General features: G+C 59.3%; 21 protein-coding genes and 3 pseudogenes. 19 read left to right on the forward strand and 5 right to left on the reverse strand.

The window, feature by feature from the left end; genetic code table 11:
- Positions 1-9 precede the first annotated feature (9 nt).
- The 12 genes and pseudogenes from hpaD (at position 10) to ABOC21_RS21405 (ending at position 12,365) form a co-directional block, all read left to right on the forward strand.
- Entirely contained in the window at positions 10-867 is an 858-nt protein-coding gene (gene hpaD, locus ABOC21_RS21350) for a 3,4-dihydroxyphenylacetate 2,3-dioxygenase (protein ID WP_426813188.1), read from the forward strand.
- Positions 868-877: 10 nt separating this feature from the next.
- The gene (locus ABOC21_RS21355) at positions 878-1,258 is read left to right on the forward strand and encodes a 5-carboxymethyl-2-hydroxymuconate Delta-isomerase (protein ID WP_426813189.1); all 381 of its coding nucleotides are present in this window, start codon (positions 878-880) and stop codon (positions 1,256-1,258) included.
- 73 nt (positions 1,259-1,331) lie between these two features.
- On the forward strand, positions 1,332-2,135 hold the full coding sequence (gene hpaH, locus ABOC21_RS21360) for a 2-oxo-hept-4-ene-1,7-dioate hydratase (protein WP_045860163.1): 804 nt from the start codon (positions 1,332-1,334) through the stop codon (positions 2,133-2,135).
- Positions 2,136-2,148: 13 nt separating this feature from the next.
- A complete protein-coding gene (hpaI, locus tag ABOC21_RS21365) occupies positions 2,149-2,937 on the forward strand; it encodes a 4-hydroxy-2-oxoheptanedioate aldolase (RefSeq protein WP_426813190.1) in 789 nt (262 codons plus the stop codon).
- Between the two features lie 44 nt (positions 2,938-2,981).
- Positions 2,982-4,358, forward strand: coding sequence for a 4-hydroxyphenylacetate permease (gene hpaX, locus ABOC21_RS21370; RefSeq protein ID WP_426813191.1), 1,377 nt, complete (start codon positions 2,982-2,984; stop codon positions 4,356-4,358).
- Between the two features lie 9 nt (positions 4,359-4,367).
- Entirely contained in the window at positions 4,368-5,258 is an 891-nt protein-coding gene (gene hpaA / locus ABOC21_RS21375; protein ID WP_426813192.1) for a 4-hydroxyphenylacetate catabolism regulatory protein HpaA, read from the forward strand.
- A 298-nt stretch (positions 5,259-5,556) separates the two neighbouring features.
- Entirely contained in the window at positions 5,557-7,119 is a 1,563-nt protein-coding gene (gene hpaB / locus ABOC21_RS21380) for a 4-hydroxyphenylacetate 3-monooxygenase, oxygenase component (protein WP_426813193.1), read from the forward strand.
- Positions 7,120-7,138: 19 nt separating this feature from the next.
- Positions 7,139-7,651 carry a 4-hydroxyphenylacetate 3-monooxygenase reductase subunit gene (locus ABOC21_RS21385; RefSeq protein WP_426813194.1) on the forward strand — a complete coding sequence of 171 codons (513 nt, stop codon included), beginning with the start codon at positions 7,139-7,141 and terminating at the stop codon, positions 7,649-7,651.
- A 262-nt stretch (positions 7,652-7,913) separates the two neighbouring features.
- Positions 7,914-10,065: pseudogene (locus tag ABOC21_RS21390) on the forward strand (carbon starvation CstA family protein).
- A gap of 104 nt (positions 10,066-10,169) precedes the next feature.
- A complete protein-coding gene (locus ABOC21_RS21395; RefSeq protein WP_426813195.1) occupies positions 10,170-10,373 on the forward strand; it encodes a YbdD/YjiX family protein in 204 nt (67 codons plus the stop codon).
- 11 nt (positions 10,374-10,384) lie between these two features.
- Positions 10,385-11,341, forward strand: a complete 957-nt coding sequence (yjiA, locus tag ABOC21_RS21400) for a GTPase (protein WP_426813196.1) — start codon at positions 10,385-10,387, stop codon at positions 11,339-11,341.
- Positions 11,342-11,819: 478 nt separating this feature from the next.
- Complete coding sequence (locus ABOC21_RS21405; protein WP_032689621.1) at positions 11,820-12,365, forward strand: YfaZ family outer membrane protein; 546 nt, start codon at positions 11,820-11,822, stop codon at positions 12,363-12,365.
- Positions 12,366-12,429: 64 nt separating this feature from the next.
- Here the strand turns inward: ABOC21_RS21405 and ABOC21_RS21410 are convergent, their stop codons facing one another.
- Together ABOC21_RS21410 and ABOC21_RS21415 are read right to left on the reverse strand one after the other, a co-directional pair.
- Complete coding sequence (locus tag ABOC21_RS21410; RefSeq protein ID WP_426813197.1) at positions 12,430-13,800, reverse strand: NAD-dependent succinate-semialdehyde dehydrogenase; 1,371 nt, start codon at positions 13,798-13,800, stop codon at positions 12,430-12,432.
- A 212-nt stretch (positions 13,801-14,012) separates the two neighbouring features.
- Positions 14,013-14,930, reverse strand: a complete 918-nt coding sequence (locus ABOC21_RS21415) for an Rpn family recombination-promoting nuclease/putative transposase (protein WP_426813198.1) — start codon at positions 14,928-14,930, stop codon at positions 14,013-14,015.
- 216 nt (positions 14,931-15,146) lie between these two features.
- Here ABOC21_RS21415 and ABOC21_RS21420 point away from each other — a divergent pair, with 216 nt between their 5' ends.
- The 7 genes and pseudogenes from ABOC21_RS21420 (at position 15,147) to ABOC21_RS21450 (ending at position 20,717) form a co-directional block, all read left to right on the forward strand.
- Positions 15,147-15,962 carry an AraC family transcriptional regulator gene (locus ABOC21_RS21420; protein WP_426813199.1) on the forward strand — a complete coding sequence of 272 codons (816 nt, stop codon included), beginning with the start codon at positions 15,147-15,149 and terminating at the stop codon, positions 15,960-15,962.
- 46 nt (positions 15,963-16,008) lie between these two features.
- Positions 16,009-16,672: pseudogene (locus tag ABOC21_RS21425) on the forward strand (LysE family translocator).
- Positions 16,665-17,948 carry a DUF445 domain-containing protein gene (locus ABOC21_RS21430; protein ID WP_426813200.1) on the forward strand — a complete coding sequence of 428 codons (1,284 nt, stop codon included), beginning with the start codon at positions 16,665-16,667 and terminating at the stop codon, positions 17,946-17,948. Before ABOC21_RS21425 ends, ABOC21_RS21430 begins: the two are co-directional and overlap by 8 nt.
- Before the next feature lie 246 nt (positions 17,949-18,194).
- Positions 18,195-18,434 (forward strand): DUF2164 domain-containing protein, encoded by a 240-nt coding sequence (locus ABOC21_RS21435; protein WP_095104033.1) that lies wholly within the window; start codon positions 18,195-18,197, stop codon positions 18,432-18,434.
- A gap of 109 nt (positions 18,435-18,543) precedes the next feature.
- Complete coding sequence (locus ABOC21_RS21440) at positions 18,544-19,695, forward strand: double-cubane-cluster-containing anaerobic reductase (RefSeq protein WP_426813201.1); 1,152 nt, start codon at positions 18,544-18,546, stop codon at positions 19,693-19,695.
- 9 nt (positions 19,696-19,704) lie between these two features.
- Complete coding sequence (yjiL, locus tag ABOC21_RS21445) at positions 19,705-20,472, forward strand: putative 2-hydroxyacyl-CoA dehydratase activator YjiL (protein ID WP_426813202.1); 768 nt, start codon at positions 19,705-19,707, stop codon at positions 20,470-20,472.
- Positions 20,469-20,717 (forward strand): DUF3343 domain-containing protein, encoded by a 249-nt coding sequence (locus tag ABOC21_RS21450; protein WP_426813203.1) that lies wholly within the window; start codon positions 20,469-20,471, stop codon positions 20,715-20,717. The genes yjiL and ABOC21_RS21450 overlap by 4 nt, the downstream gene beginning before the upstream one ends.
- A gap of 2 nt (positions 20,718-20,719) precedes the next feature.
- Here ABOC21_RS21450 and ABOC21_RS21455 read toward each other — a convergent pair.
- The 3 genes and pseudogenes from ABOC21_RS21455 to ABOC21_RS21465 form a co-directional block, all read right to left on the reverse strand.
- Positions 20,720-21,785: pseudogene (locus ABOC21_RS21455) on the reverse strand (DUF2955 domain-containing protein).
- Positions 21,775-22,842: an HlyD family secretion protein gene (locus tag ABOC21_RS21460; protein WP_426813204.1), complete on the reverse strand. Its 1,068-nt coding sequence runs from the start codon at positions 22,840-22,842 to the stop codon at positions 21,775-21,777. The pseudogene ABOC21_RS21455 and the gene ABOC21_RS21460 overlap by 11 nt, the downstream one beginning before the upstream one ends.
- A gap of 6 nt (positions 22,843-22,848) precedes the next feature.
- Complete coding sequence (locus ABOC21_RS21465) at positions 22,849-23,313, reverse strand: MarR family winged helix-turn-helix transcriptional regulator (protein ID WP_426813205.1); 465 nt, start codon at positions 23,311-23,313, stop codon at positions 22,849-22,851.
- Positions 23,314-23,628: the final 315 nt, after the last annotated feature.

A 23,628-nucleotide genomic window follows, 5' to 3' on the forward strand; every position in this document is an offset into this window, starting at 1 on the left:
GAGCACAAGATGGGCAAATTAGCGTTAGCCGCCAAGATTACTCACGTACCGTCCATGTATCTCTCCGAGCTGCCGGGGAAAAACCACGGCTGCCGCCAGTCGGCAATCGACGGTCATAAGGAGATCGGTAAACGGTGCCGGGAGATGGGCGTCGATACGATTATCGTCTTTGATACCCACTGGCTGGTGAACAGCGCCTACCACATTAACTGCGCCGAACATTTTAAGGGGATCTATACCAGCAACGAGCTGCCGCACTTTATTCGCGACATGACCTACGACTACGACGGCAACCCGGAGCTGGGCCAGCTGATTGCCGACGAAGCGGTGAAGCTGGGCGTCCGCGCCAAGGCGCACAATATCCCGAGCCTCAAGCTGGAGTACGGCACCCTGGTGCCGATGCGCTATATGAACAGCGATAAGCATTTCAAAGTGGTGTCGATCTCCGCTTTTTGCACCGTTCACGACTTCGCCGACAGCCGCAAGCTGGGGGAAGCTATCGTCAAGGCCATTGAGAAATATGACGGTACCGTGGCGGTCCTCGCCAGCGGCTCGCTGTCGCACCGCTTTATCGACGACCAGCGCGCCGAAGAGGGGATGAACAGCTACACCCGCGAGTTTGACCATCAGATGGATGAGCGGGTGGTGAAGCTGTGGCGCGAAGGCAAGTTCAAAGAATTCTGCACCATGCTGCCGGAGTACGCCGACTACTGCTACGGCGAAGGCAATATGCACGACACGGTGATGCTGCTCGGGGTGCTCGGCTGGGATAAATATGACGGCAAGGTCGAGTTTATCACCGACCTGTTCGCCAGCTCCGGTACCGGCCAGGTTAACGCCGTCTTCCCGCTGCCGGCTCAGGCGTAAGGGGTCCACGATGCCACATTTTATCGCCGAGTGTACCAACAACATCCGCGAACAGGCCGATCTGCCCGGCCTGTTCGCCGAGGTCAATCAGGCGCTGGCCGCCACCGGTATTTTCCCGATCGGCGGCATCCGCAGCCGCGCCATCTGGCTGGATACCTGGCAGATGGCCGACGGCAGGCACGATTATGCCTTCGTGCATATGACGCTGAAAATCGGCAGCGGGCGCAGCCTGGAGAGCCGTGAAGAGGTCGGCGAAATGCTGTTTGGGCTGATAAAAAGCCACTTCGCCGCTCTGATGGAGAGCCGCTATCTGGCGCTGTCGTTCGAGATTGCGGAGCTGCACCCGACCCTGAATTACAAACAGAACAACGTCCACGCGCTGTTTAAATAGTCGACGTTATCCGGCGGGCGCAGCGCCGACGACCCGATAGTACACATTCGCAGGCAATGTCACAGGAATCCCTATGCTCGATAAACAGACCCGCACCCTCATCGCCCGGCGGCTGAACCAGGCCGAAAAGCAGCGTGAACAGATCCGCGCCATCTCGCTCGACTATCCCTCGATCACCATCGAGGACGCCTACGCCGTCCAGCGCGAGTGGGTCGAGCTGAAAATTGCCGAAGGCCGGGTGCTGAAGGGCCACAAGATCGGCCTGACCTCGAAGGCGATGCAGGCCAGCTCGCAGATTAGCGAACCGGACTACGGCGCGCTGCTCGACGATATGTTTTTTCACGACGGCGGCGATATTCCCACCGACCGCTTTATCGTTCCGCGCATCGAGGTCGAGCTGGCATTCGTGCTGGCCAAACCGCTGCGCGGCCCGAACTGTACGCTGTTCGACGTCTATAACGCCACCGACTACGTGATCCCGGCGCTGGAGCTGATCGACGCCCGCTGCCACAACGTCGATCCTGAAACCCAGCGCCCGCGTAAGGTGTTCGACACCATCTCCGATAATGCCGCCAACGCCGGGGTGATCCTCGGCGGCCGGCCGGTTAAGCCCGATGAACTGGATCTGCGCTGGATCTCCGCCCTGCTATATCGCAACGGGGTCATCGAAGAGACCGGCGTCGCCGCCGGCGTGCTGAATCACCCGGCCAACGGCGTGGCCTGGCTGGCGAACAAGCTGGCGGCGCACGACGTGCAGCTGGAGGCCGGGCAAATTATCCTCGGCGGCTCGTTTACCCGTCCGGTCGCGGCGCGCAAAGGCGATACCTTCCACGTCGATTACGGCAACATGGGCGCGATCAGCTGCCGCTTTGTCTAGGGGAAAGAAGAAGATGAATAATGCCTTTAAAGATGCGCTGCAGGCCGGGCGCCCGCAAATCGGCCTGTGGCTGGGACTCTGCAGCAGCTACAGCGCCGAGCTGCTGGCCGGCGCCGGATTCGACTGGCTGCTGATTGACGGTGAGCACGCGCCGAATAACGTGCAGACGGTGCTGACCCAGCTGCAGGCGGTGGCGCCTTACGCCAGCCAGCCGGTCGTCCGCCCTTCGTGGAACGACCCGGTGCAGATTAAACAACTGCTGGACGTCGGGGCGCAAACCCTACTGGTGCCGATGGTGCAAAACGCCGACGAAGCGCGGCTGGCGGTGAAAGCCACCCGCTATCCACCGGCCGGCATTCGCGGAGTCGGCAGCGCCCTGGCCCGCGCTTCGCGCTGGAACCGCATCCCGGATTATCTCCACCAGGCCAACGACGCCATGTGCGTGCTGGTGCAGATTGAGACCCGCGAGGCGCTGAAAAACCTGCCGCAGATCCTCGAGGTTGAGGGGGTGGACGGCGTGTTTATCGGCCCGGCGGATCTCAGCGCCGATATGGGCTTCGGCGGCAATCCGCAGCATCCGCAAGTGCAGGCGGCGATCGAAAGCGCCATCGTGCAAATCCGCCGGGCGGGCAAAGCGCCGGGCATTCTGATGGCCAATGAGCAGCTGGCAAAACGCTATCTTGAGCTCGGCGCGCTGTTTGTCGCCGTCGGCGTCGACACCACCCTGCTCGCCCGCGCCGCCGAAGCCTTAGCCGGGCGCTTTGGCGCCGGCGAAACCGCAGCCCAGTCCGGCGTCTATTAACGCCACATCGCGACCCTACAAAAATTCCCATTAGAGGAAAGACCATGAGCGACACATCATCAGCCATTCCGGAGACGCGCGATCCCGCCAATCAGCACAAGCAGCTGACGGCGCAGCAGCAGTCGGTTATCAATAAGCTGTTTCGCCGCCTGATCGTATTTTTGTTCGTGCTGTTTATCTTTTCATTCCTCGACCGCATCAATATCGGCTTTGCCGGACTGACGATGGGCCAGGATCTCGGGCTGAACGCCACCATGTTCGGCCTGGCCACCACGCTGTTTTACGCCACCTACGTTATCTTTGGTATTCCGAGCAATATCATGCTCAGCATCGTCGGCGCCCGCCGCTGGATAGCCACCATCATGGTGCTGTGGGGGATCGCCTCCACCGCCACGATGTTCGCCACCGGCCCCAAAAGCCTGTACGTGCTGCGTATGCTGGTCGGGATCACCGAGGCCGGCTTTCTGCCCGGCATTCTGCTCTATTTAACCTACTGGTTTCCGGCATTTTTCCGCGCCCGCGCCAACGCCCTGTTTATGATTGCCATGCCGGTGACCACCGCCATCGGTTCGATTGTTTCCGGCTATATTCTGTCGCTGGACGGCCTCTTCAACCTGCACGGCTGGCAGTGGCTGTTTTTGCTCGAAGGGTTCCCGTCGGTGCTGCTGGGCATCATGGTGTGGTACTGGCTGGATGACTCCCCGGCAAAAGCCAGATGGCTGACCGCGGAGGACAAAAAGTGCCTGCAGGAGATGATGGATAACGACCGGCTGACGCTGGTACAGCCGGAAGGCGCCGTCAGCCACCGCGCGATGCAGCAGCGCAGCCTGTGGCGCGAAGTCTTCACGCCGATCGTGCTGATGTACACCCTGGCCTATTTTTGCCTGACCAATACCCTCAGCGCGATCAGCATCTGGACGCCGCAGATCCTCAAAAGCTTTAACGAGGGAAGCAGCAATATCACCATCGGTCTGCTGGCGGCGATCCCGCAGATCTGCACCATCCTGGGGATGATTTACTGGAGCCGCCATTCGGATAAATGCCAGGAGCGCAGGCACCATACCGCCCTGCCGTTTCTGTTTGCCGCCGCCGGCTGGCTGCTGGCCTCGGCGACCGATCACAGCCTGATCCAGATGCTGGGGATCGTCATGGCCTCCACCGGATCGTTCAGCGCAATGGCCATTTTCTGGACCACGCCGGATCAGTCGATCAGCCTGCGCGCCAGGGCGATCGGCATCGCCGTGATCAACGCCACCGGCAATATTGGATCGGCGCTGAGCCCGCTGATGATCGGCTGGCTGAAGGATCTGACCGGCAGCTTTAACAGCGGCCTGTGGTTCGTCGCCAGCCTGCTGGTGATTGGCGCCGTGATTATCTGGGCTATTCCGATGAAAGCCTCGCGCCCGCGCGCCACGCCTTAAGGAGCGGCTATGTCCCAGCGTTCGATCGCCAATATCGATATCAATAAAGAGTACGATGAAAGCCTGGGCACGGAAGATGTGCACTACCAGTCGTTTGCCCGTATGGCGGCCTTTTTTGGCCGCGACATGCAGGCCCATCGCCACGACCAGTATTTTCAGATGCACTTTCTCGATACCGGGCAGATTGAGCTGCAGCTCGACGATCACCGCTACTCGGTGCAGGCGCCGCTGTTCGTCCTGACGCCGCCGTCGGTGCCGCACGCGTTTATCACCGGCGCCGACAGCGATGGCCACGTGCTGACCGTGCGCGAGGATCTGATCTGGCCGCTGCTGGAGGTGCTCTATCCCGGCACCCGCGAGGCCTTTGGCCTGCCGGGGATGTGCCTGTCGCTGGCCGATAAGCCGGACGAGCTCGCGGCGCTGGCCCACTACTGGCGGCTGATTGAGCGCGAATCGACCGCGCAGCTGGCGGGGCGCGAGCATACGCTGATGCTGCTGGCGCAGGCGGTGTTCACCCTGCTGTTGCGTAACGCCAGGCTCGACGACCACGCCGCCAGCGGCATCCGCGGCGAGCTCAAGCTGTTCCAGCGCTTTAACCAGGCCATAGACGGCCACTACCACCAGCACTGGACGGTGCCGGATTATGCCAATGAGCTGCACATTACCGAATCAAGGCTGACCGATATCTGCCGGCGTTTTGCCAACCGGCCGCCGAAGCGCCTGATTTTCGACCGGCAGCTGCGCGAGGCCAAGCGGCTGCTGCTGTTCTCCGATATCGCGGTCAATGAGATCGCCTGGCAGCTGGGGTTTAAAGATCCGGCCTATTTTGCCCGTTTTTTTCATCGCCTGGTCGGCTGCTCGCCCAGCGCCTTCAGAACGCAAAAAGTACCGGTCTCCTGAGTTTTTCCCGGCAGCGGCGCGCGGGCGCCAGGCGCGGCCGGGGAAATCCGCTGCCGCGATGCCCGGCGCGCGGCGGCAAAAAACGAAAAACCGACCCGGATCACAGAACGCCATCCTGCCTGAAAAGTACCCGCCGTTGACCTAAAAGTCTCTTCACGGAACCCGCCTGAACCGCTTCAATTAAACAACAAAAAGAAAACATAAATTTAACCTTTGTACCCTGAATGCTTCGAGCCGCAGCCGAAAAGGCGCCTCCCGCAGCATGACGGGATATGCCGCTTAATACTGAGAGGTCCCGATGAAACCTGAAGATTTCCGCGCAGACGCTAAACGCCCGTTAACCGGGGAAGAGTACCTGAAGAGCCTGCAGGACGGCCGCGAAATTTATATCTACGGCGAGCGCGTCAAAGACGTCACCACCCACCCGGCGTTCCGCAACGCCGCCGCCTCCGTCGGCCAGCTGTACGATGCGCTGCACAAACCGGCGCTGCAGGACTCCCTGTGCTGGAACACCGATACCGGCAGCGGCGGCTATACGCATAAATTCTTCCGCGTGGCGAAAAGCGCCGACGATCTGCGCCAGCAGCGCGACGCCATCGCCGAGTGGTCGCGCCTGAGCTACGGCTGGATGGGCCGCACCCCGGACTACAAAGCCGCCTTCGGCTGCGCGCTGGGCGCCAATCCGGCATTTTACGGTCAGTTCGAACAGAACGCCCGCAGCTGGTACACCCGCATTCAGGAAACCGGCCTGTACTTTAACCACGCCATCGTCAACCCGCCGATCGACCGCCATAAGCCGGCCGATGAGGTGAAAGACGTCTACATCAAGCTGGAAAAAGAGACCGACGCCGGGATCGTCGTCAGCGGGGCGAAAGTCGTCGCCACCAACTCGGCGCTGACCCACTACAACATGATTGGCTTCGGCTCCGCGCAGGTGATGGGGGAAAACCCGGACTTCGCGCTGATGTTCGTGGCCCCGATGGATGCCGAAGGGGTGAAGCTTATCTCCCGCGCCTCCTATGAAATGGTCGCCGGCGCTACCGGATCGCCATATGACTACCCGCTCTCCAGCCGCTTCGACGAGAACGACGCGATCCTGGTGATGGATAAAGTGCTGATCCCGTGGGAAAACGTGCTGATCTATCGCGATTTCGATCGCTGTCGCCGCTGGACGATGGAGGGCGGCTTCGCCCGCATGTACCCGCTGCAGGCCTGCGTGCGTCTGGCGGTTAAGCTCGACTTTATCACCGCCCTGCTCAAGCGCTCGCTGGAGTGTACCGGCACCCTGGAGTTCCGCGGCGTGCAGGCGGATCTCGGCGAGGTGGTGGCCTGGCGCAATATGTTCTGGGCGCTGAGCGATTCGATGTGCTCCGAGGCGACGCCGTGGGTCAACGGCGCGTACCTGCCGGATCACGCCGCGCTGCAAACCTACCGCGTAATGGCGCCGATGGCCTACGCCAAAATCAAAAATATCATCGAGCGCAACGTCACCAGCGGCCTGATCTACCTGCCGTCCAGCGCCCACGATCTCAATAATCCGCAGATCGACCAGTATCTGGCGAAATACGTGCGCGGATCGAACGGCATGGATCACGTCGAACGCATCAAGGTCCTCAAGCTGATGTGGGACGCGATCGGCAGCGAATTCGGCGGCCGCCACGAGCTATATGAGATCAACTACTCCGGTAGCCAGGATGAGATTCGCCTGCAGTGCCTGCGCCAGGCGCAGAGCTCCGGCAACATGGACAAAATGATGGCGATGGTCGACCGCTGCCTTTCCGAGTACGACCAGCACGGCTGGACGGTGCCGCACCTGCACAATAACTCTGATATCAACATCCTGGATAAGCTGCTGAAGTAATTCACAGCGGGAGGTCACAATGCAATTAGATGAACAACGCCTGCGTTTTCGCGATGCCATGTCCAGCCTGTCGGCCGCGGTGAATGTTATCACCACCGAAGGCGATGCAGGCCGCTGCGGCATCACCGCCACCGCGGTGTGCTCGGTAACCGATACGCCGCCGTCGGTGATGGTGTGCATCAACGCCAACAGCGCCATGAACCCGGTGTTCCAGGGCAACGGCAGGCTGTGCATCAACGTCCTGAACCATGAGCAGGAGGTGATGGCGCGCCACTTCGCCGGGATGACCGGGGTGACGATGGAGGAGCGCTTCAGCCTCTCGTGCTGGCAAAAAGGCGCGCTGGGGCAGCCGGTGCTGAAGGATTCGCTAGCCAGCCTCGAAGGCGATATCAGTCAGGTGCAGGCCATCGGCAGCCACCTGGTCTATCTGGTCGAAATTAAGCACATCACCCTAAGCCAGGACGGCCACGGGCTGATCTACTTCAAACGCCGTTTCCATCCGGTGATGATGGCGATGGAAGCCGCGGTCTAGCCCGGCGCATTCTCCCCCCTGCCGCCGGGGGGAGAAATTCTTGTGATCTCAATCACATATTACCCCACTGTTCATTTCCTGCCCAACCGCTTACTGCCGCAAGTGACCGCTTAACCCGCCATACAACCACTCATAGATTTACCCAACTTTACGCGCGCAAAGTTCTGGCAAGATCGTCCCCAGCATAGTGACTCAATACCTCCGCAAAATTACGTTCAGACGGCTTCGGCCAATTATTCATCTCATAACGCCAGGTTTTACTATGGATACTAAAAAACTATTCAAGCACATACCCTGGGTGATTCTTGGAATCATCGGGGCATTTTGCCTCTCGGTCGTCGCCCTGCGTCGCGGGGAGCACGTTAGCGCCCTGTGGATTGTCGTCGCATCGGTATCGGTCTATCTGGTGGCCTACCGCTACTACAGCCTGTACATCGCCCAAAAGGTGATGAAGCTCGACCCAACCCGCGCGACGCCGGCGGTCATTAACAACGATGGCCTCAACTACGTGCCGACCAACCGCTACGTGCTGTTCGGCCACCACTTCGCCGCGATTGCCGGCGCCGGCCCGCTGGTCGGCCCGGTGCTGGCCGCGCAGATGGGCTACCTGCCCGGCACGCTGTGGCTGCTGGCCGGCGTGGTTCTGGCGGGGGCGGTACAGGACTTTATGGTGCTGTTTATCTCCTCGCGCCGTAACGGCTCATCGCTGGGGGAAATGATCAAAGAAGAGATGGGCCCGATTCCGGGATCGATTGCCCTGTTCGGCTGCTTCCTGATTATGATCATCATCCTTGCGGTGCTGGCGCTGATCGTCGTGAAGGCGCTGGCGGAAAGCCCGTGGGGCGTCTTCACCGTCTGCTCAACCGTGCCGATCGCGCTGTTTATGGGGATCTACATGCGCTTCCTGCGCCCGGGCCGCGTGGGCGAAGTGTCGGTGATTGGCATCGTGCTGCTGGTCGCCGCCATTTACTTCGGCGGCGTGATTGCCCACGACCCGTACTGGGGACCGGCGCTAACCTTTAAAGACACCACCATCACCTTCACCCTGATCGGCTACGCGTTTATCTCCGCCCTGCTGCCGGTGTGGCTGATTCTGGCGCCGCGCGACTACCTGGCGACGTTCCTGAAAATCGGCGTTATCGTCGGTCTGGCGCTGGGTATCGTTATCCTGAACCCGGACCTGAAAATGCCGGCGGTCACCCAGTACATCGACGGTACCGGCCCGCTGTGGAAAGGCGCCCTGTTCCCGTTCCTGTTTATCACCATCGCCTGCGGCGCGGTCTCCGGCTTCCATGCGCTGATCGCTTCCGGCACCACGCCGAAGCTGCTGGCGAACGAAACCGACGCGCGCTTTATCGGCTATGGGGCGATGCTGATGGAGTCCTTCGTGGCGGTCATGGCGCTGGTAGCGGCGTCGATCATCGAGCCGGGCCTCTATTTCGCGATGAACACCCCGCCGGCAGGCCTCGGTATCGTGATGCCGAACCTGCATGAAATGGGCGGCGAAAACGCCGCGATGATTGCCGCGCAGGCTGAAAGACGTGACCGTACACGCGGCGGCCACCGTCAGCTCCTGGGGCTTTGTGATTTCGCCCGAGCAGATCCTGCAAACGGCAAAAGACATCGGTGAACCGTCGGTGCTGAACCGCGCGGGCGGCGCGCCAACCCTGGCCGTCGGTATCGCCCACGTGTTCCACAAAATCATCCCGATGGCGGATATGGGCTTCTGGTACCACTTCGGTATTCTGTTCGAGGCGCTGTTTATCCTGACCGCCCTCGATGCCGGTACCCGCGCAGGCCGCTTTATGCTCCAGGATCTGCTGGGCAACTTCGTGCCGTTCCTGAAGAAAACCGATTCGCTGGTTGCCGGCGTCGTGGGGACCGCGGGCTGCGTCGGCCTGTGGGGCTACCTGCTGTATCAGGGCGTAGTCGACCCGCTGGGCGGCGTGAAGAGCCTGTGGCCGCTGTTCGGTATCTCTAACCAGATGCTGGCCGCCGTGGCGCTGGTTCTTGGCACCGTGGTGCTGGTCAAAATGCAGCGCACCAAATACATCTGGGTCACCGTGGTTCCTGCCCTGTGGCTGCTGCTGTGCACCACCTGGGCGCTGGGTCTGAAACTGTTCAGCACCAATCCGCAGATGGAAGGCTTCTTCTTTATGGCCCGGCAGTACAAAGAGAAGATTGCCGCCGGCGGCGAGCTTAGCGCGCAGCAGATTGCCAACATGAACCATATTGTGGTCAACAACTACACCAACGCCGGTTTAAGCATCCTGTTCCTGGTGGTGGTCTACAGCATCATCTTCTACGGCATCAAAACGTGGATCAACGTGCGTAACAATAAGGTACGCACCGACAAAGAGACCCCGTACGTGCCGGTGCCGGAAGGCGGCGTGAAGACCTCTTCACACCACTAATCCAGCCCCGTTTAGCCCCGCTTCGGCGGGGCTTTTCCACAGGTGGCGCAACCCGGCATGAAAATAGCCCGCTCGACGGGCGCAACACATATCTGGAACGAGCAATGTTTGGTAACTTAGGTCAGGCTAAAAAGTACCTCGGTCAGGCGGCGAAGATGCTGATCGGCATTCCGGACTACGACAATTACGTCGAACATATGCAGACCAACCATCCGGATAAACCGTATATGACCTACAACGAATTCTTCCGCGAGCGCCAGCAAGCGCGCTACGGCGGGAGCGGCGAAGGCGGCGTACGCTGCTGTTAATGGAGGCACGCATGACACCGATTGCAGTTACCCTGCTGACCGGATTTCTCGGCGCAGGCAAAACCACCCTGCTGCGGCACATTCTCAACGCTCAGCACGGCTTTAAAATCGCGGTGATCGAAAACGAATTTGGTGAAGTCTCCGTTGATGACCAGCTGATTGGCGATCGCGCCACCCAGATCAAAACCCTGACCAACGGCTGCATCTGCTGCACCCGTTCCAACGAGCTGGAAGACGCCCTGCTCGACCTGCTCGACAGCCGCGATCGCGGTGAGATTGCCTTCGACCGGCTGGTGATTGAGTGCACCGGCATGGCCGATCCCGGCCCGATTATTCAGACCTTTTTCTCCCATGAGATCCTCTGTGAACGCTACCTGCTGGATGGGGTGATTGCGCTGGTTGATGCGGTCCACGCCGACCAGCAGATGAACCAGTTCACCATCGCCCAGTCGCAGGTGGGCTACGCCGACCGTATTCTGCTGACCAAAACCGACGTCGCCGGCGGCAGCGAAGCGCTGCGCGAACGGCTGGCGCGCATCAACGCCCGAGCGCCGATTTACGCCGTCACCCACGGCGATATCGACCTGAGCCAGCTGTTTAATACCGGCGGCTTTATGCTGGAAGAGCGGGTAGTAAGCGCTAAGCCGCGCTTCCACTTTATTGCCGACCAGCAAAACGACGTTTCGTCGATTGTGGTGGAGCTGGACTACCCGGTCGATATCAGCGAGGTGTCGCGGGTTATGGAAAACCTGCTGCTCTCATTCGCCGAGCAGCTGATGCGCTACAAGGGGATGCTGTGGATTGACGGCGAGCCTAACCGCCTGCTGTTCCAGGGAGTCCAGCGCCTGTATAGTGCCGACTGGGACCGCCCGTGGGGCGACGACCAGCCGCACAGCACGCTGGTGTTTATCGGCATTAACCTGCCGGAAGAGGAGATTCGGGCGGCGTTTGCCGGATTGCGGAAGTAACGGTTCGCGCAACCCTCTTCCTGCGGAAGAGGGTTGCGCGAAGGCTTCAGGAGGCGCAGAACTCATTCCAGGTATCACGATAGACCACGTTTCCTTCGGTGTACTTTCAGGTTATGGTCTCATAACGCAGCTCGAGCGTTTCTCTTAAGGTATTAGAGTCATTTTTAATCACAAAAATGTAAATTTAAGTTTTTACTTGTAACTATAGAAACATTTTTGGAAATTATTAGAAAGCAAATTAGTTCAGCGCCAATCAATATCTCCCGCCTCGTTCAGTGAATGTTTAGGCAAAAAATTAAACTTACCCTCAACGGCAAAACGTTAATCATTGACGCTGCGGCAAAGTAACCCATCAACAACATCAATAGAGGGTTTTAATAACAGTTTCGGCATAAAACCTCGACCGCCATCAAATTTGCAGTTGTAAATATCACCTGTTAGGGTGTCCGCAGATTAATTTGATGACGAGGCATAAACCATGAAAAAGCTCAATATCCTTATCCTTTCTGCGCTGACCGCGGTTTCCGGCTCCGCAATGGCGATGGGCTTTACCGTCGAGCAGGGGAAAAACTTTACCAACCTCAATATGGAACTGGGTAAATCCTCCTCCGGTCTTTATGCCGAAAGCAACTGGCTCAAAAATACCGACGACGGTACCCAGACCGGCGGCGTTGGCGCGGGTTATAACCTGGAAGTTGGCCCGGTGATGCTGAATGCAGGCGCGAAAGCCATCTATCTTGGGCCGAAAAAAGGCGATAACGGCGTGGCGTTCCCCATCGGCGGCGGCGTTAACGTTGCGCTGACCGACAGCATCCACGTATTCGGCGAAGGTTATGCCGCGCCCGAAGGCCTGAACAACAGCGTGAAAAACTACGTTGAAGCCAACGGCGGCGTGAGCTGGACTCCGATTACTCCGGTGACGCTGAAAGTAGGTTACCGTCACGTGAGCGTCGACGGGAAAGACGGTCGTCCGAACCACACCCTGATTGACGGCGCGTATATTGGCGGTGGAGTTACCTTTTAATAACCCCCGATAAAAGCGCAAAAAAACCTGCCGGATGGCAGGTTTTTTTTTTAGTGTCCCAGGCTTACCGGCGAATCACCACCAGCTTCTGGTTCACAAACTCTCTAATCCCCAGATCCGCCAGCTCGCGGCCAAAACCGGAACGCTTCACGCCGCCAAACGGCAGCTCCGGCGCGGTATCGGTCAGCCCGTTAATATAGACCATCCCGGTCTCAATTCTTGATGCCATCCGTTTCGCCCGCTCGGTATCCTGGCTGAATATCGCCCCGCCGAGCCCATAGTGCGAATCGTTCGCCAGGCTGACAGCCTCATCGTCGTCCTTGACCACATAAATTTGCGCCACCGGGCCGAAGAACTCTTCAAAGTACGCCGGGTTATCACGGGTGATGCCGGTCAGAATGGTCGGGGCAAAATAGTTGCCCTCGCACTGCGCCGGCTTGCCGCCAAGATGCAGCCTGGCGCCATGTTTCACCGCCTCATCGACCTGTTTGGCCAGCGTCCCGAGCGCATCTTTGGAGGAGAGCGGCCCCAGCGTAGTGCTCTCATCCAGCGGATCGCCGATCTTCACCTGACGGAACGCCTCGGTAAACTGACTCAGGAAGCGCTCGGCGATTTTTTCATGCAGGATAAAACGCTTCGCCGCGGTACAAACCTGACCGGCGTTGTTGAGCCGCGCCTGTACGCCAGTCTTCACCGCCTTGTCGAGGTTGGCATCATCCAGCACCACAAAGACATCGTTACCGCCCAGCTCGAGGGTTGATTTCTTGATGTGCTTCGCCGCCTGCGCCGCGACGACGCCCCCCGCTTTTTCCGAGCCGGTCAGCGCCGCTCCCCGCACGCGATCGTCGGCAATAATCTTCGCTACCTGATCCTGGGAGATAAACAGATTGGTCCACGCCCCCTCCGGCGCGCCGGCCTCACGCACCAGATGGGCAAAGGTTTCCGCGCAGTGCGGAACGATGCTGGCATGCTTGGCAAGCACCGGATTCCCCGCCGCCAGGTTTGGCGCCAGAACGCGCATCAGCTGGTAATAGGGGAAGTTCCACGGCTCCACCGCCATCAGCACGCCGATCGGATGGTGTTCAACCCACGCCTCGCCGAGCTCGGACGGATACTTCACCGGAGCCAGGAACCGCTCGGCGTTATCGGCGTAATAGCGGGCGATCTGCGCGCAGAGCTTCACCTCACCGCGGCTTTGCGCGATAAGCTTACCCATCTCCTGGCTGGCAATTTTCGCCAGCTCCTCAACCCGGCTATCGATGAGGTCCGCCAGCCGGAGCAGGATCGGTAAGCGCCGGGCAATATCGCCCTTCGACCACGCGGATTGGTAGAGCGCATCCGCTTTCTGCAGCGCCGCCTCCACGTCGGCATCGCTGTGCGGGGCATACTCTTTAATAAGCCGATTATTTGCAGGATTCACCGTCTGATAGGCCATGTCGTATGTCTCCTTAGTATCGTCATTTATGCAGTTATTAATACCGCTCAGGACATTAAGGTTAGTAGAGATAGCTGGTCATAAAGGTAAAGTTAGGTATTTACGGAGGATTCCGGCCGGAGATCGTCAGACGATATCCGGCGGAGAACAGGCTTAATGAGGAAGTAAATAATAGCGGCCAGGCCGCCTGATAAGGCCATGTCGCGACACAATCAACGCTTAGCGGCGGTAATCTCCTCTTCTGACAGGCCGGTGATGCGCAGCACCGTCTCCATAGCGATGCCATTCGCCAGCATCATACGGGCAATACGCAGCCCTTCAATTCTCTGGCCCGCAAGCCGGCCTTCAATCTTACCTTTTCTACGCCCAACTTCCTGGAGTCTTTCCGCAATAGTCATCAGCCCCTCCTTATGATGCTGCGGCGCCCGCCGGGCAAGCTCACGAATAAACCTGCCAAAACGGGGGGCATCGCCGGAATATACCAGGTAATTAAACAGCGTTTTTAGCTGGCTGTCATTAGTATATTCCTTAACCAAAATAACAATTATCTGCTCGACCAGCGCCGTCAAATCACGCTGGCGGACATGCTTTTGCATGAATTCCAGCAACGCTACGCGCCGGTGCTGGACGATCTCGTCATCCGGGATCACCGTAATATCCACCAGCGGAAAAGCGGTCGCATATAATCCGCGAGCATGGGCCGGGTGGGTAAAGCCATCCAGCCAGCACAGAGAATATGGGTAAGGCGTGGCGATACCGTGATAGAACAGCATGGGTACCACCAGCGGCAGGCGTTTATGTCCGGCATCCAGATGACGCTGCATCGCCGCAATGGCATAGCGCATCAGCCTGAAGGCCATATGGGTATCCGGCGAGCTTTGGTGCTCAATAACGACGTAAATATAGCCCTCGCCGGCGGTGGTTTTTAGCGACCAAAGCACATCTGAGTAGCAGGCGCGCAGGTCCTCCTCAATAAAACTTGCGGATTCAAGCCGCAGCGTCTCCAGGTCGCAAAGCTGGCGTAGCGAGGACGGCAGATGGATATCCAAGAAATCTCGCGCGGTATCCGTATGCCGGAGAAACTTTTTGAAAACCGCATCATGCGGCGTCGACGTTGAGCCTTTTTGCATGGTAAATGGCCTGCACGGAGGGACACTAAAACGACTCTACCCGCCGGTAGCCCAGCGCACACGCCGCCGCTTATCTCTTTGCGCGCCGGGACGGAAGATATTTTTATCCGGCGGTAATAACGATAACTTTTTGCCTGCCCGCTCGCAGAACGCCCCCGGAGACAGGCGTCAGCGGGCGTGCTATAAATTCTTAATTCCTTCGCCGCAGGAGCTTTCGTGAACCACACGCGCGATATCCCACAAACCTTCTGGCGCAACGCAACGCTCCCCTGGCTAGAACTGCGCAGCACCTGGCGCAGCCGCCAGGCGTATAAGCGCCACAGCCACCCGCAGCTTTCTCTGGGGGCAATTATTGCTGGTGAAACGCGCTGCATCTGCAACGGACGGGAGTACCTGCTGCGCCCCGGCGACCTGATAGCAATCCCGCCCGGCGCGCCGCATAGCTGTAATCCCCTCTCGGGACGGCCGCGCAGCTATCATATGCTCTATCTCGACGTTGACTGGTGCCTGGCGCAGCTTCCTGCCCTTTCCGGCGCCGTGCGGCTTGCCGCGCCGCAGCCGATGCTTCGCAGCGCCGATCTTTTCCTTCAATATCAGCATATTGTTCAGCTTACGCAGCAGCAGCGGATCGCCGAGCTGCCCACGGCAATCGCGCGGCTGCTGCGGGAGCTGCCGCTATGCCCGACGCCGCCGGAAATCCTTCATAGCAGCAGCGCACGGCTGCTCGACAGAGTGACGGCAAGCCTGCCGGTACCGCTTTCTCTGGATACGCTGGCCGACGAATTTGCGCTGCGCAAAGAGACCCTGATTCGCACCTTTAAGCAGGACACCGGCCTGACGCCGGCCAGCTTTATCAACATGGCGCGGATCGAGTACGCCAGACGCCGCCTGCGCGCCGGAGATGAGATAGCCGACGTCGGCTATCAGGCCGGGTTTGCCGATCAGAGCCACTTCCATAAAACCTTCGTCAGCTACACCGCCGCCACGCCGCGCCAGTACGCCCTTGGCCGATCAATATCAGACAATAATTAGCGCCTGGCCTGACGTAGGGTGATCTCAGATTTATTCCGAGGTCACTATGGACATGTTTACTGCGCTTTTCCCGGCCGCGTTTCCCGCGCTGGCGCTCTCCCACTTCGTTGCCCTGCTCAGTCCCGGGCCAGACTTCTTTCTCCTGATGGGTTACGCCATTCGCTATCGCCTGCGCGGTAGCGCCGGCCTGTGCGTTGGCATTGCGCTGGGCAACGGGCTGTATATTGCGATCGCCATCGTCGGCTGGAGCATGGTGCGCCACGCCCCGCTGCTGTTTAGCGCGATCGCGCTGCTGGGAGCGGCCTGGCTGCTGTGGCTCGGCAGCCAGCTGTGGCGGAGCCGGCCCGGCACGTTCACCCTGGAGGCGGCGGCAGCCCGGCGGCCTTCGCTTGCCAGACAGACTGCTGCCAGGGCTGGCTTCGGCGCTGCTTAATCCCAAAAATGCCCTGTTTTATCTCGCGCTGATGACCACCCTGCTTGGCCCGCAGGTGACTCTCACCCAGCAGATAACCTGCGGAGTCTGGATGACCAGCGTCGTTCTGTTGTGGGATTTACTGCTGGTATCGCTGATCGCCCTGCCGCAGGTGCAGCGCCGCCTCGGCGCCGTCATCTGGCGGGTTGAACGGGCGGCGGGCGCGATACTGATGGGCTTTGGCGGCTGGATTATCTGGCAGTTTTTGCACGAGTTAGCCGTCAGGTTATATGCTTAAGGCTATGGAAAAACTTGCTGAACTGAAACGTGCCAAACTTCTGGCCCTGTCGCTGCTGCTCGTGGCGGCCGCGATTTTTGTCACTACCCTGCTGCTGCCGCCGACGCCGTGGGTCAGCGCGCTGAAGGCTATCTCCGAAGCGGCGATGGTCGGCGCGCTGGCGGACTGGTTTGCGGTGGTGGCGCTGTTTCGCCGCATACCGCTGCCGTTTGTCTCCCGACATACGGCGATTATCCCGCGCAATAAGGACAGAATTGCCGACAATCTCGGCTATTTCGTGCAGGAAAAATTTCTCGATACCCCTTCGCTGGTCGCGCTGATCCGCCGCTACGAACCGGCGCTGATGCTCGGCAACTGGTTTAGCCAGCCGGCGAACGCCCGGCGGGTGGGCCAGCACCTGCTGCAGGTGATGAGCGGCTTCCTCGAGCTCACCGACGATGCGCGCATTCAGCGCCTGCTGCGCCGCGCGGTGCACAAAGCCATCGACAAGGTCGACCTGACGCAAACCAGCGCCATGATGCTCGAAGGATTAACCCGCGATAATCGGCACCAAAAGCTGCTGGATTCGCTTATCAGCCAGCTTATCGCCCTGTTGCAGCGCGACAGTTCCCGCGCCTTTGTTGCCCGCGGCATCATCCGCTGGCTGGAGACCGAGCATCCGCTCAAGGCCAAAATTCTCCCCACCGAATGGCTGGGCGAACACAGCGCCGAAATGGTCACCGATGCGGTCAATACGCTGCTTGACGAAGTGAGCCAGGATCGCACCCATCAGATCCGCCAGACCTTCGATCGCGCGGCGCAAAAGCTGATCGATAGCCTGAAAACCGATCCGCTGATGGCGGAAAAAGCAGACAACATAAAGGCCTATCTGAAAAATGACGAGACGTTTAACCGCTATCTTGGCGAAGTGTGGGCCGATCTGCGCGGATGGATTAAAAATGACGTCAGCAGCGACGATTCGCGGATCAAACAGCGGATCGCCGAGGCCGGACAGTGGTTTGGCGAAACGCTGCTCCACGACGACGCCCTTCGCGAGTCGCTGAATGAGCATCTGGAGCAGGCGGCGCACCGGGTGGCGCCGGAGTTTGCCACCTTCCTGACCCGTCATATTAGCGATACGGTGAAGAGCTGGGACTCCCGCGATATGTCGCGGCAAATCGAGCTGAATATCGGTAAGGATCTGCAGTTTATCCGCATTAACGGTACGCTGGTCGGGGGCACTATCGGCCTGCTGCTGTGGCTGCTCTCGCAGATCCCAGCACTGTTTTTACGCTAAGCAGCCCCGCTCGTCCGGCGGGGCCCTGCGGTTAGCCTATCCGGGTAAAGCCGGCAGCGCGAATACTGCTTGAGACGAATCGCCAGTGAAACGCATGCGCTCTATTTTCCCAGCAAATACAGCAATCCTAAGGTACGATCGTTTATCAACTTTCTGGTGGCAGAGTTAGGCCCGTTACCGGCCTGGGATAGCTGGATCCCCAGTCTGAGTTTGCCGTCAATCCAGAGCACTTTTTAAGGAGTAAAAATGGCTGAAATCAACCTGACCCCCGGCGAGCGTGAGCAGCTTCGCGAAAAGCTATGTACCTACTGCGAAAGAAATTTTGACCTTGAGCTTGAGCAGTTCGATGCCGAGTTCTTCGTTGATTTTATCGCCGAACAGCTGGGGCCCCTGTTTTATAACGCCGGAATTGAGGAAGCTATTCGCACCCACGTAGCCTACAGCGAGCGGATCCAGGAAGAGATGGATGCGAAGAAAGTGTTCTGATTACACCCCGCAATATGTCGCTATCGGCGGGAGATCAATAAACACACACTATTGACATGGTTATAATGCGGGCTCTTGCATTATCTCCCGTGTACGGGGAAGGAAAACCATGTCGCTGATTACCGATCTACCCGCCATTTTTGACCAGTTCTCCGAGGCCCGCCAAAAGGGCTTTCTCACGGTGATAGACCTGAAAGAGCAAAATATCCCCCTGGTCGGAACCTACTGTACCTTTATGCCGCAGGAGATCCCGATGGCGGCAGGCGCCGTGGTCGTCTCGCTGTGCTCAACCTCCGATGAAACCATAGAAGAGGCGGAAAAAGACCTGCCGCGCAACCTCTGCCCGCTGATTAAAAGCAGCTACGGATTTGGCAAAACGGATAAATGCCCCTACTTCTATTTTTCCGACCTGGTGGTGGGTGAAACCACCTGCGACGGCAAAAAGAAAATGTATGAATACATGGCCGAATTCAAGCCGGTTCACGTGATGCAGCTGCCGAACAGCGCCAGCGACGATGCTTCCCGCGCGCTGTGGAAAGCCGAGATCCTGCGCCTGCAGCGGGCGGTCGAAGCCCGCTTTGGCCGCACAATCAGCGAAGCCGCGCTGCGCGATGCCGTTCACCTCAAGAACCGCGAGCGGCGGGCGCTGGCCAACTTCTATCGCGTCGGGCAGCTCAATCCCCCCGCGCTCAGCGGCAGCGATATCCTGAAAGTGGTGTACGGCGCGACCTTCCGCTTTGATAAAGCCGCGCTAAGCGACGAGCTCAACGCGATGGCCGATCGCGTGCGCCAGCAGTGGCAGGATGGCCAGCGGCTGGCGGCTCGCCCGCGGATTCTGATCACCGGCTGCCCGATTGGCGGCGCGGCGGAAAAAGTCGTGCGCGCCATTGAAGAGAACGGCGGCTGGGTGGTGGGCTTTGAAAACTGCACCGGCGCCAAGGCGACCGAGCGCTGCGTGGAGGAGACGGGCGACGTCTACGATGCGCTGACCGATAAGTATCTCGCCATCGGCTGCTCGTGCATCTCGCCAAACGACCAGCGCTTAGCCCTGCTTAGCCAGATGGTTGACGAGTATCAGGCCGACGGCGTGGTGGATGTCATCCTGCAGGCCTGTCATACCTATGCGGTTGAATCAATGGCGATTAAGCGCCACGTTCGCCAGCGGCATAACCTCCCCTACATCGCGATTGAGACCGACTATTCGACGGCGGACATCGGCCAGCTCAGCACCCGCGTCGCGGCCTTTATTGAAATGCTGTAAGGAGCGCGCGTGACTTTTACGGTAGGTATTGATTCCGGCTCCACCGCCACCAAAGGCATCCTGCTGAAAGAGGGCGTTATCCAGCGACGTTTTCTCTGCCCGACGCCCTTTCGCCCCGCCGACGCCATCAACGAGGCGTGGCAAACCCTCAGCGCCGGACTTGCCGAGCGGCCATTTTTAACTTTAACCGGCTACGGCCGCCAGCTGGTGGATTTTGCCGATAAGCAGGTGACGGAGATCTCCTGCCACGGCCTCGGCGCGCGTCTTCTGGCGCCCGCCACCCGCATGGTTATCGATATTGGCGGCCAGGATAGCAAGGTCATCCAGCTCGACGACGCCGGCAATCTCAGCGACTTCCTGATGAACGATAAATGCGCGGCGGGAACCGGGCGCTTTCTGGAAGTTATCTCGCGCACCCTCGGCGCCAGCGTCGGGGAGCTGGATAGCATCACCGAAGGCGTCGAACCGCATGCGATCACCAGCATGTGCACGGTATTTGCCGAATCCGAAGTGATTAGCCTGCGCTCGGCGGGCGTCGCGCCGGAAGCGATTCTGGCCGGCGTGATCAACGCCATGGCCCGCCGCAGCGCCAACTTTCTCGCCCGTCTTTCAGCCCAGAGGCCGCTGCTGTTTACCGGCGGCGTCAGCCGCTGCACGGCCTTTGCGCGTATGCTCGAAGGCCACGCGGGGATCGCGGTGCACACCCATCCTGATGCCCAATATGCCGGCGCGGTTGGCGCGGCGCTGATTGGCCTGCGCCAGAGGCGCCGCGAATGACGGAGTATCTGTTTTTATTTCACTCGACGCCGGGCGTCGTGCGTACCCGCAAGGCCATGCAGGCGGCGGGGATCGTCTGCCAGGTGAAAGATATTCCGCGCCAGCTGCGCGGCGGCTGCGGCCTGTGCATCTCTCTCCGCTGCCAGCCGGGAGAGGAGCTGCGGTGGGTTATTCCCGGCGTCACGGAGGCGATTTATCGCTACGTTGCCGCAGAGTGGCGCCTTATCGCCTCCTTTCCGGCCTGAGCCTATTCGGTAATAACGAACCGCGTCGGCGCAAAACAGTTCAGGATGCGGTGGACGAGAAACACCAGCGTCAGGGTGACGATAAGCGCGATGGTGACCGAGCTAATACGGTACAGATCGCTGAAGATCAGATCCTGATCCGGGTGCAGGTTCTGGCCAAACATAATGCCGATGGTGGTGATGCTGGCGAAGCCCACGCCGGCCCCCACTTTCTCCATCACGTGGAGGCGCGCGCTAAAGGCCAGGCCGAGCGCAATCAGCGGCATCATCAGCACCATATGGTTGCTGAAATCATAAATAAGCAGCCTGCACCACCAGAATATAGAGACAGGCCAGCACCACGCCCACCACCCGCCAGATGGAGCTGATCACCGCGCCGCGGTAGTGCATCGGGAAGAGGATCAGGATCCCGGCCATCAGCGCTGACAGGGAATCGCTCAGATCGCAGATCTGGAAAACCACGAAAATCATTGTCGCGACGGTGCCGGAAAGCAGCGATTCATGGCGAATGCGGGCGGCATCCTTCTTAATCCGCGGCGGCGGCCGGCGCGGCTCAACGTCCGGGATCAGATAGTTCAGCAGCGCGCTGAGGGCCACCGCCATCACGCAGGCTTCGAGATTGGAAAACATCAGCGTATGCCAGTTGCTGGTGGGATAGCTCATAAAGTTGAGCATCGTGCTTTGACAGACCACGCCCATTGAGCCCAGCAGAAACAGCGGCCCCTGACTCATAAAGCGAAAACGCATCACGTAGAGGCCGAAGACCACCAGCGTCATAATCACCGGCCACTGCGACAGATAGCCGACGATTAGCACCATTTCAACGCAGTTTACCGCCGCGCTGAACAGAAACTGCCGTGCGACGTGGCGGTTAAACACCGGCACCAGCGACAGCAGCATCAGCGGATAGACCACAAAGAATACCCCGTACTGCACGTCGTAGAAGGTCGAAATGCTCAGGGCGATCGTCCCGGCGACGGCGATGCGCAGCGTCTGGCGAAAATCATTCGCCGTATAGACAATATTGTCGTGCGGCGTAAAAACCCGGGCCAGCGTATTAATAGACATAGTGCAGCAGGCTCACCAGATGGATCTGCACGCCGGCAAAGGTGCGGGCAAAGGGACCGTCGCTGTTGTACAGCTGTACCGTGGCGCGGGCGCCGGTCGGCAGCGGTTTGTCCAGCGGCTCATCAAGCGCGACGTGAATGCGCATCCGCTGGGCATCGCGCACCCAGCGCGTGGACTGCTCCGGCTGCGACAGCTGGCCGTTTACCTGCTCCTGACCGGCCAAAATCCCGGCGTCGCTGCTGGTGACGTGCGCCGGGAAAACCTTGCCCGGCAGCGCATCGAAGACCACCGCGGCGTCGGTGTTCACGCCGGTATGGCGCAGGCTCTTCTCGCGAAAATCGGCGACGATATCCGTTTGGTTGCTCACCAGCGCCAGCAGCGGCGTGGCGGCGGTGGCGTACAGGCCAGGGCTAAGCTGAAGGTTGCTGACCATTCCGTCGGTTTCGGCATAGATCCTGCTCCAGGCGAGGTTCAGCTGCGCCTCTTCCAGGGCGTTGCGGTATTTTTGCAACGTGACGTTACGCGCATCGTCGCGCTCCCCGCGCTGGATCAGCAAATTCTGGATGCTGGCGTTGAGCGCGCTGACCGACTGCTCGCTGGTCTGCCAGGTGGTGCGCACCTTATCCAGATCCGACTGCGAGACGCTCTGCATCGTACTCAGGCGCTGGTAGCGATCGAGCGTAACTTTGTCGTTACGGGCGGTGAACTGGGCGGTGCGCAGGTTGGCGCGGGCGGCGGCGATCTGCGCATCCAGCTGCTGATTGCTCAGCTTCGCCTGCGCAAAGGCGATTTGCGCGGCCTGCACTTTATTGCTAAACGGCGTCGGGTCCAGCTCGTAGAGCAGATCCCCTTTCTTCACCTGGCTGTTGTTGTGCACATAGACCTGTGCGACATAGCCGGAAACGCGCGGCGATACCGGCGTCACAACGCGCATCACCGTGGAGTCCGGCGTGAGCGGGATCCAGATATCGGCAACGATAAACCAGGCGAAGATCGCCAGGAAAGCGGCAATACTCACCCTTACCCAGCGGGCAAATTTTTGTTCTGGCGTCATCATAGTTTTTTAGATCTTGTTATCTTCTTCGCGGATTGTCCGCAAATTGCAGGCGATTTGATTTAACGTCGCGCTGAAGGTGGCAAGCTCGGCTTCCGGGATGGTCCGGGTAACGCGGGTTTGATAAGTTTCAATCACGCGGTTCAGATCCTCCAGTTTGGTCAGGCCTTCCGCCGTCAGCGTCAGCAGGCGTATGCGTTTGTCATATGGCGATGTGGAACGCAGCAGATAGCCCTGCTTTTCCAACTGGGTGAGGGTGCGCATCAGCGGCGGCAGTTCAATGCCCTGCACCTCCGCCAGTTCGCTAACCGAGACGTTGTCCCCCAGCTGATACAGCTGCATCAGCACCGTCCAGCTTGACTGGGTCATACCGGTATCGTTGAGAGCGGCATCGATAGTCGCGCGCCACTGGCGGACCACCATCGCCATGCGCATCCCCATCGGACGGCGGGCAAACAGTTCGTCTTCGGTCATCTTACTTTCCTCATGTAGAACCTATCCCACCAGGCGTTATTGGCGCAGGCAGTTTGAACGCGGAGAGCGCGGAGAAACCAGAACGTACAGGTAGTACGTGAGAAGTTACTCGCTACGCTCACCCTCCGGGCCGCGCTGAAGGGCGTTCAAAATGACAGGCAAAATGGCCAGGCTCGTAGCTGTGAGGAAAATAATACTTATCACGATAACTATCAAGAAACGAAGAATGAAGAAGCATTAATTGATAAATACGCTGAATGTAACAATCCCGCGGGACGCCGGCTGTCCGGTCGCGCCGGGCGTGGCGAACTGCTG

It is taken from the genome of Klebsiella sp. WOUb02, assembly GCF_050058015.1.
In the GTDB taxonomy this organism is placed as follows: Bacteria; Pseudomonadota; Gammaproteobacteria; order Enterobacterales; family Enterobacteriaceae; genus Klebsiella.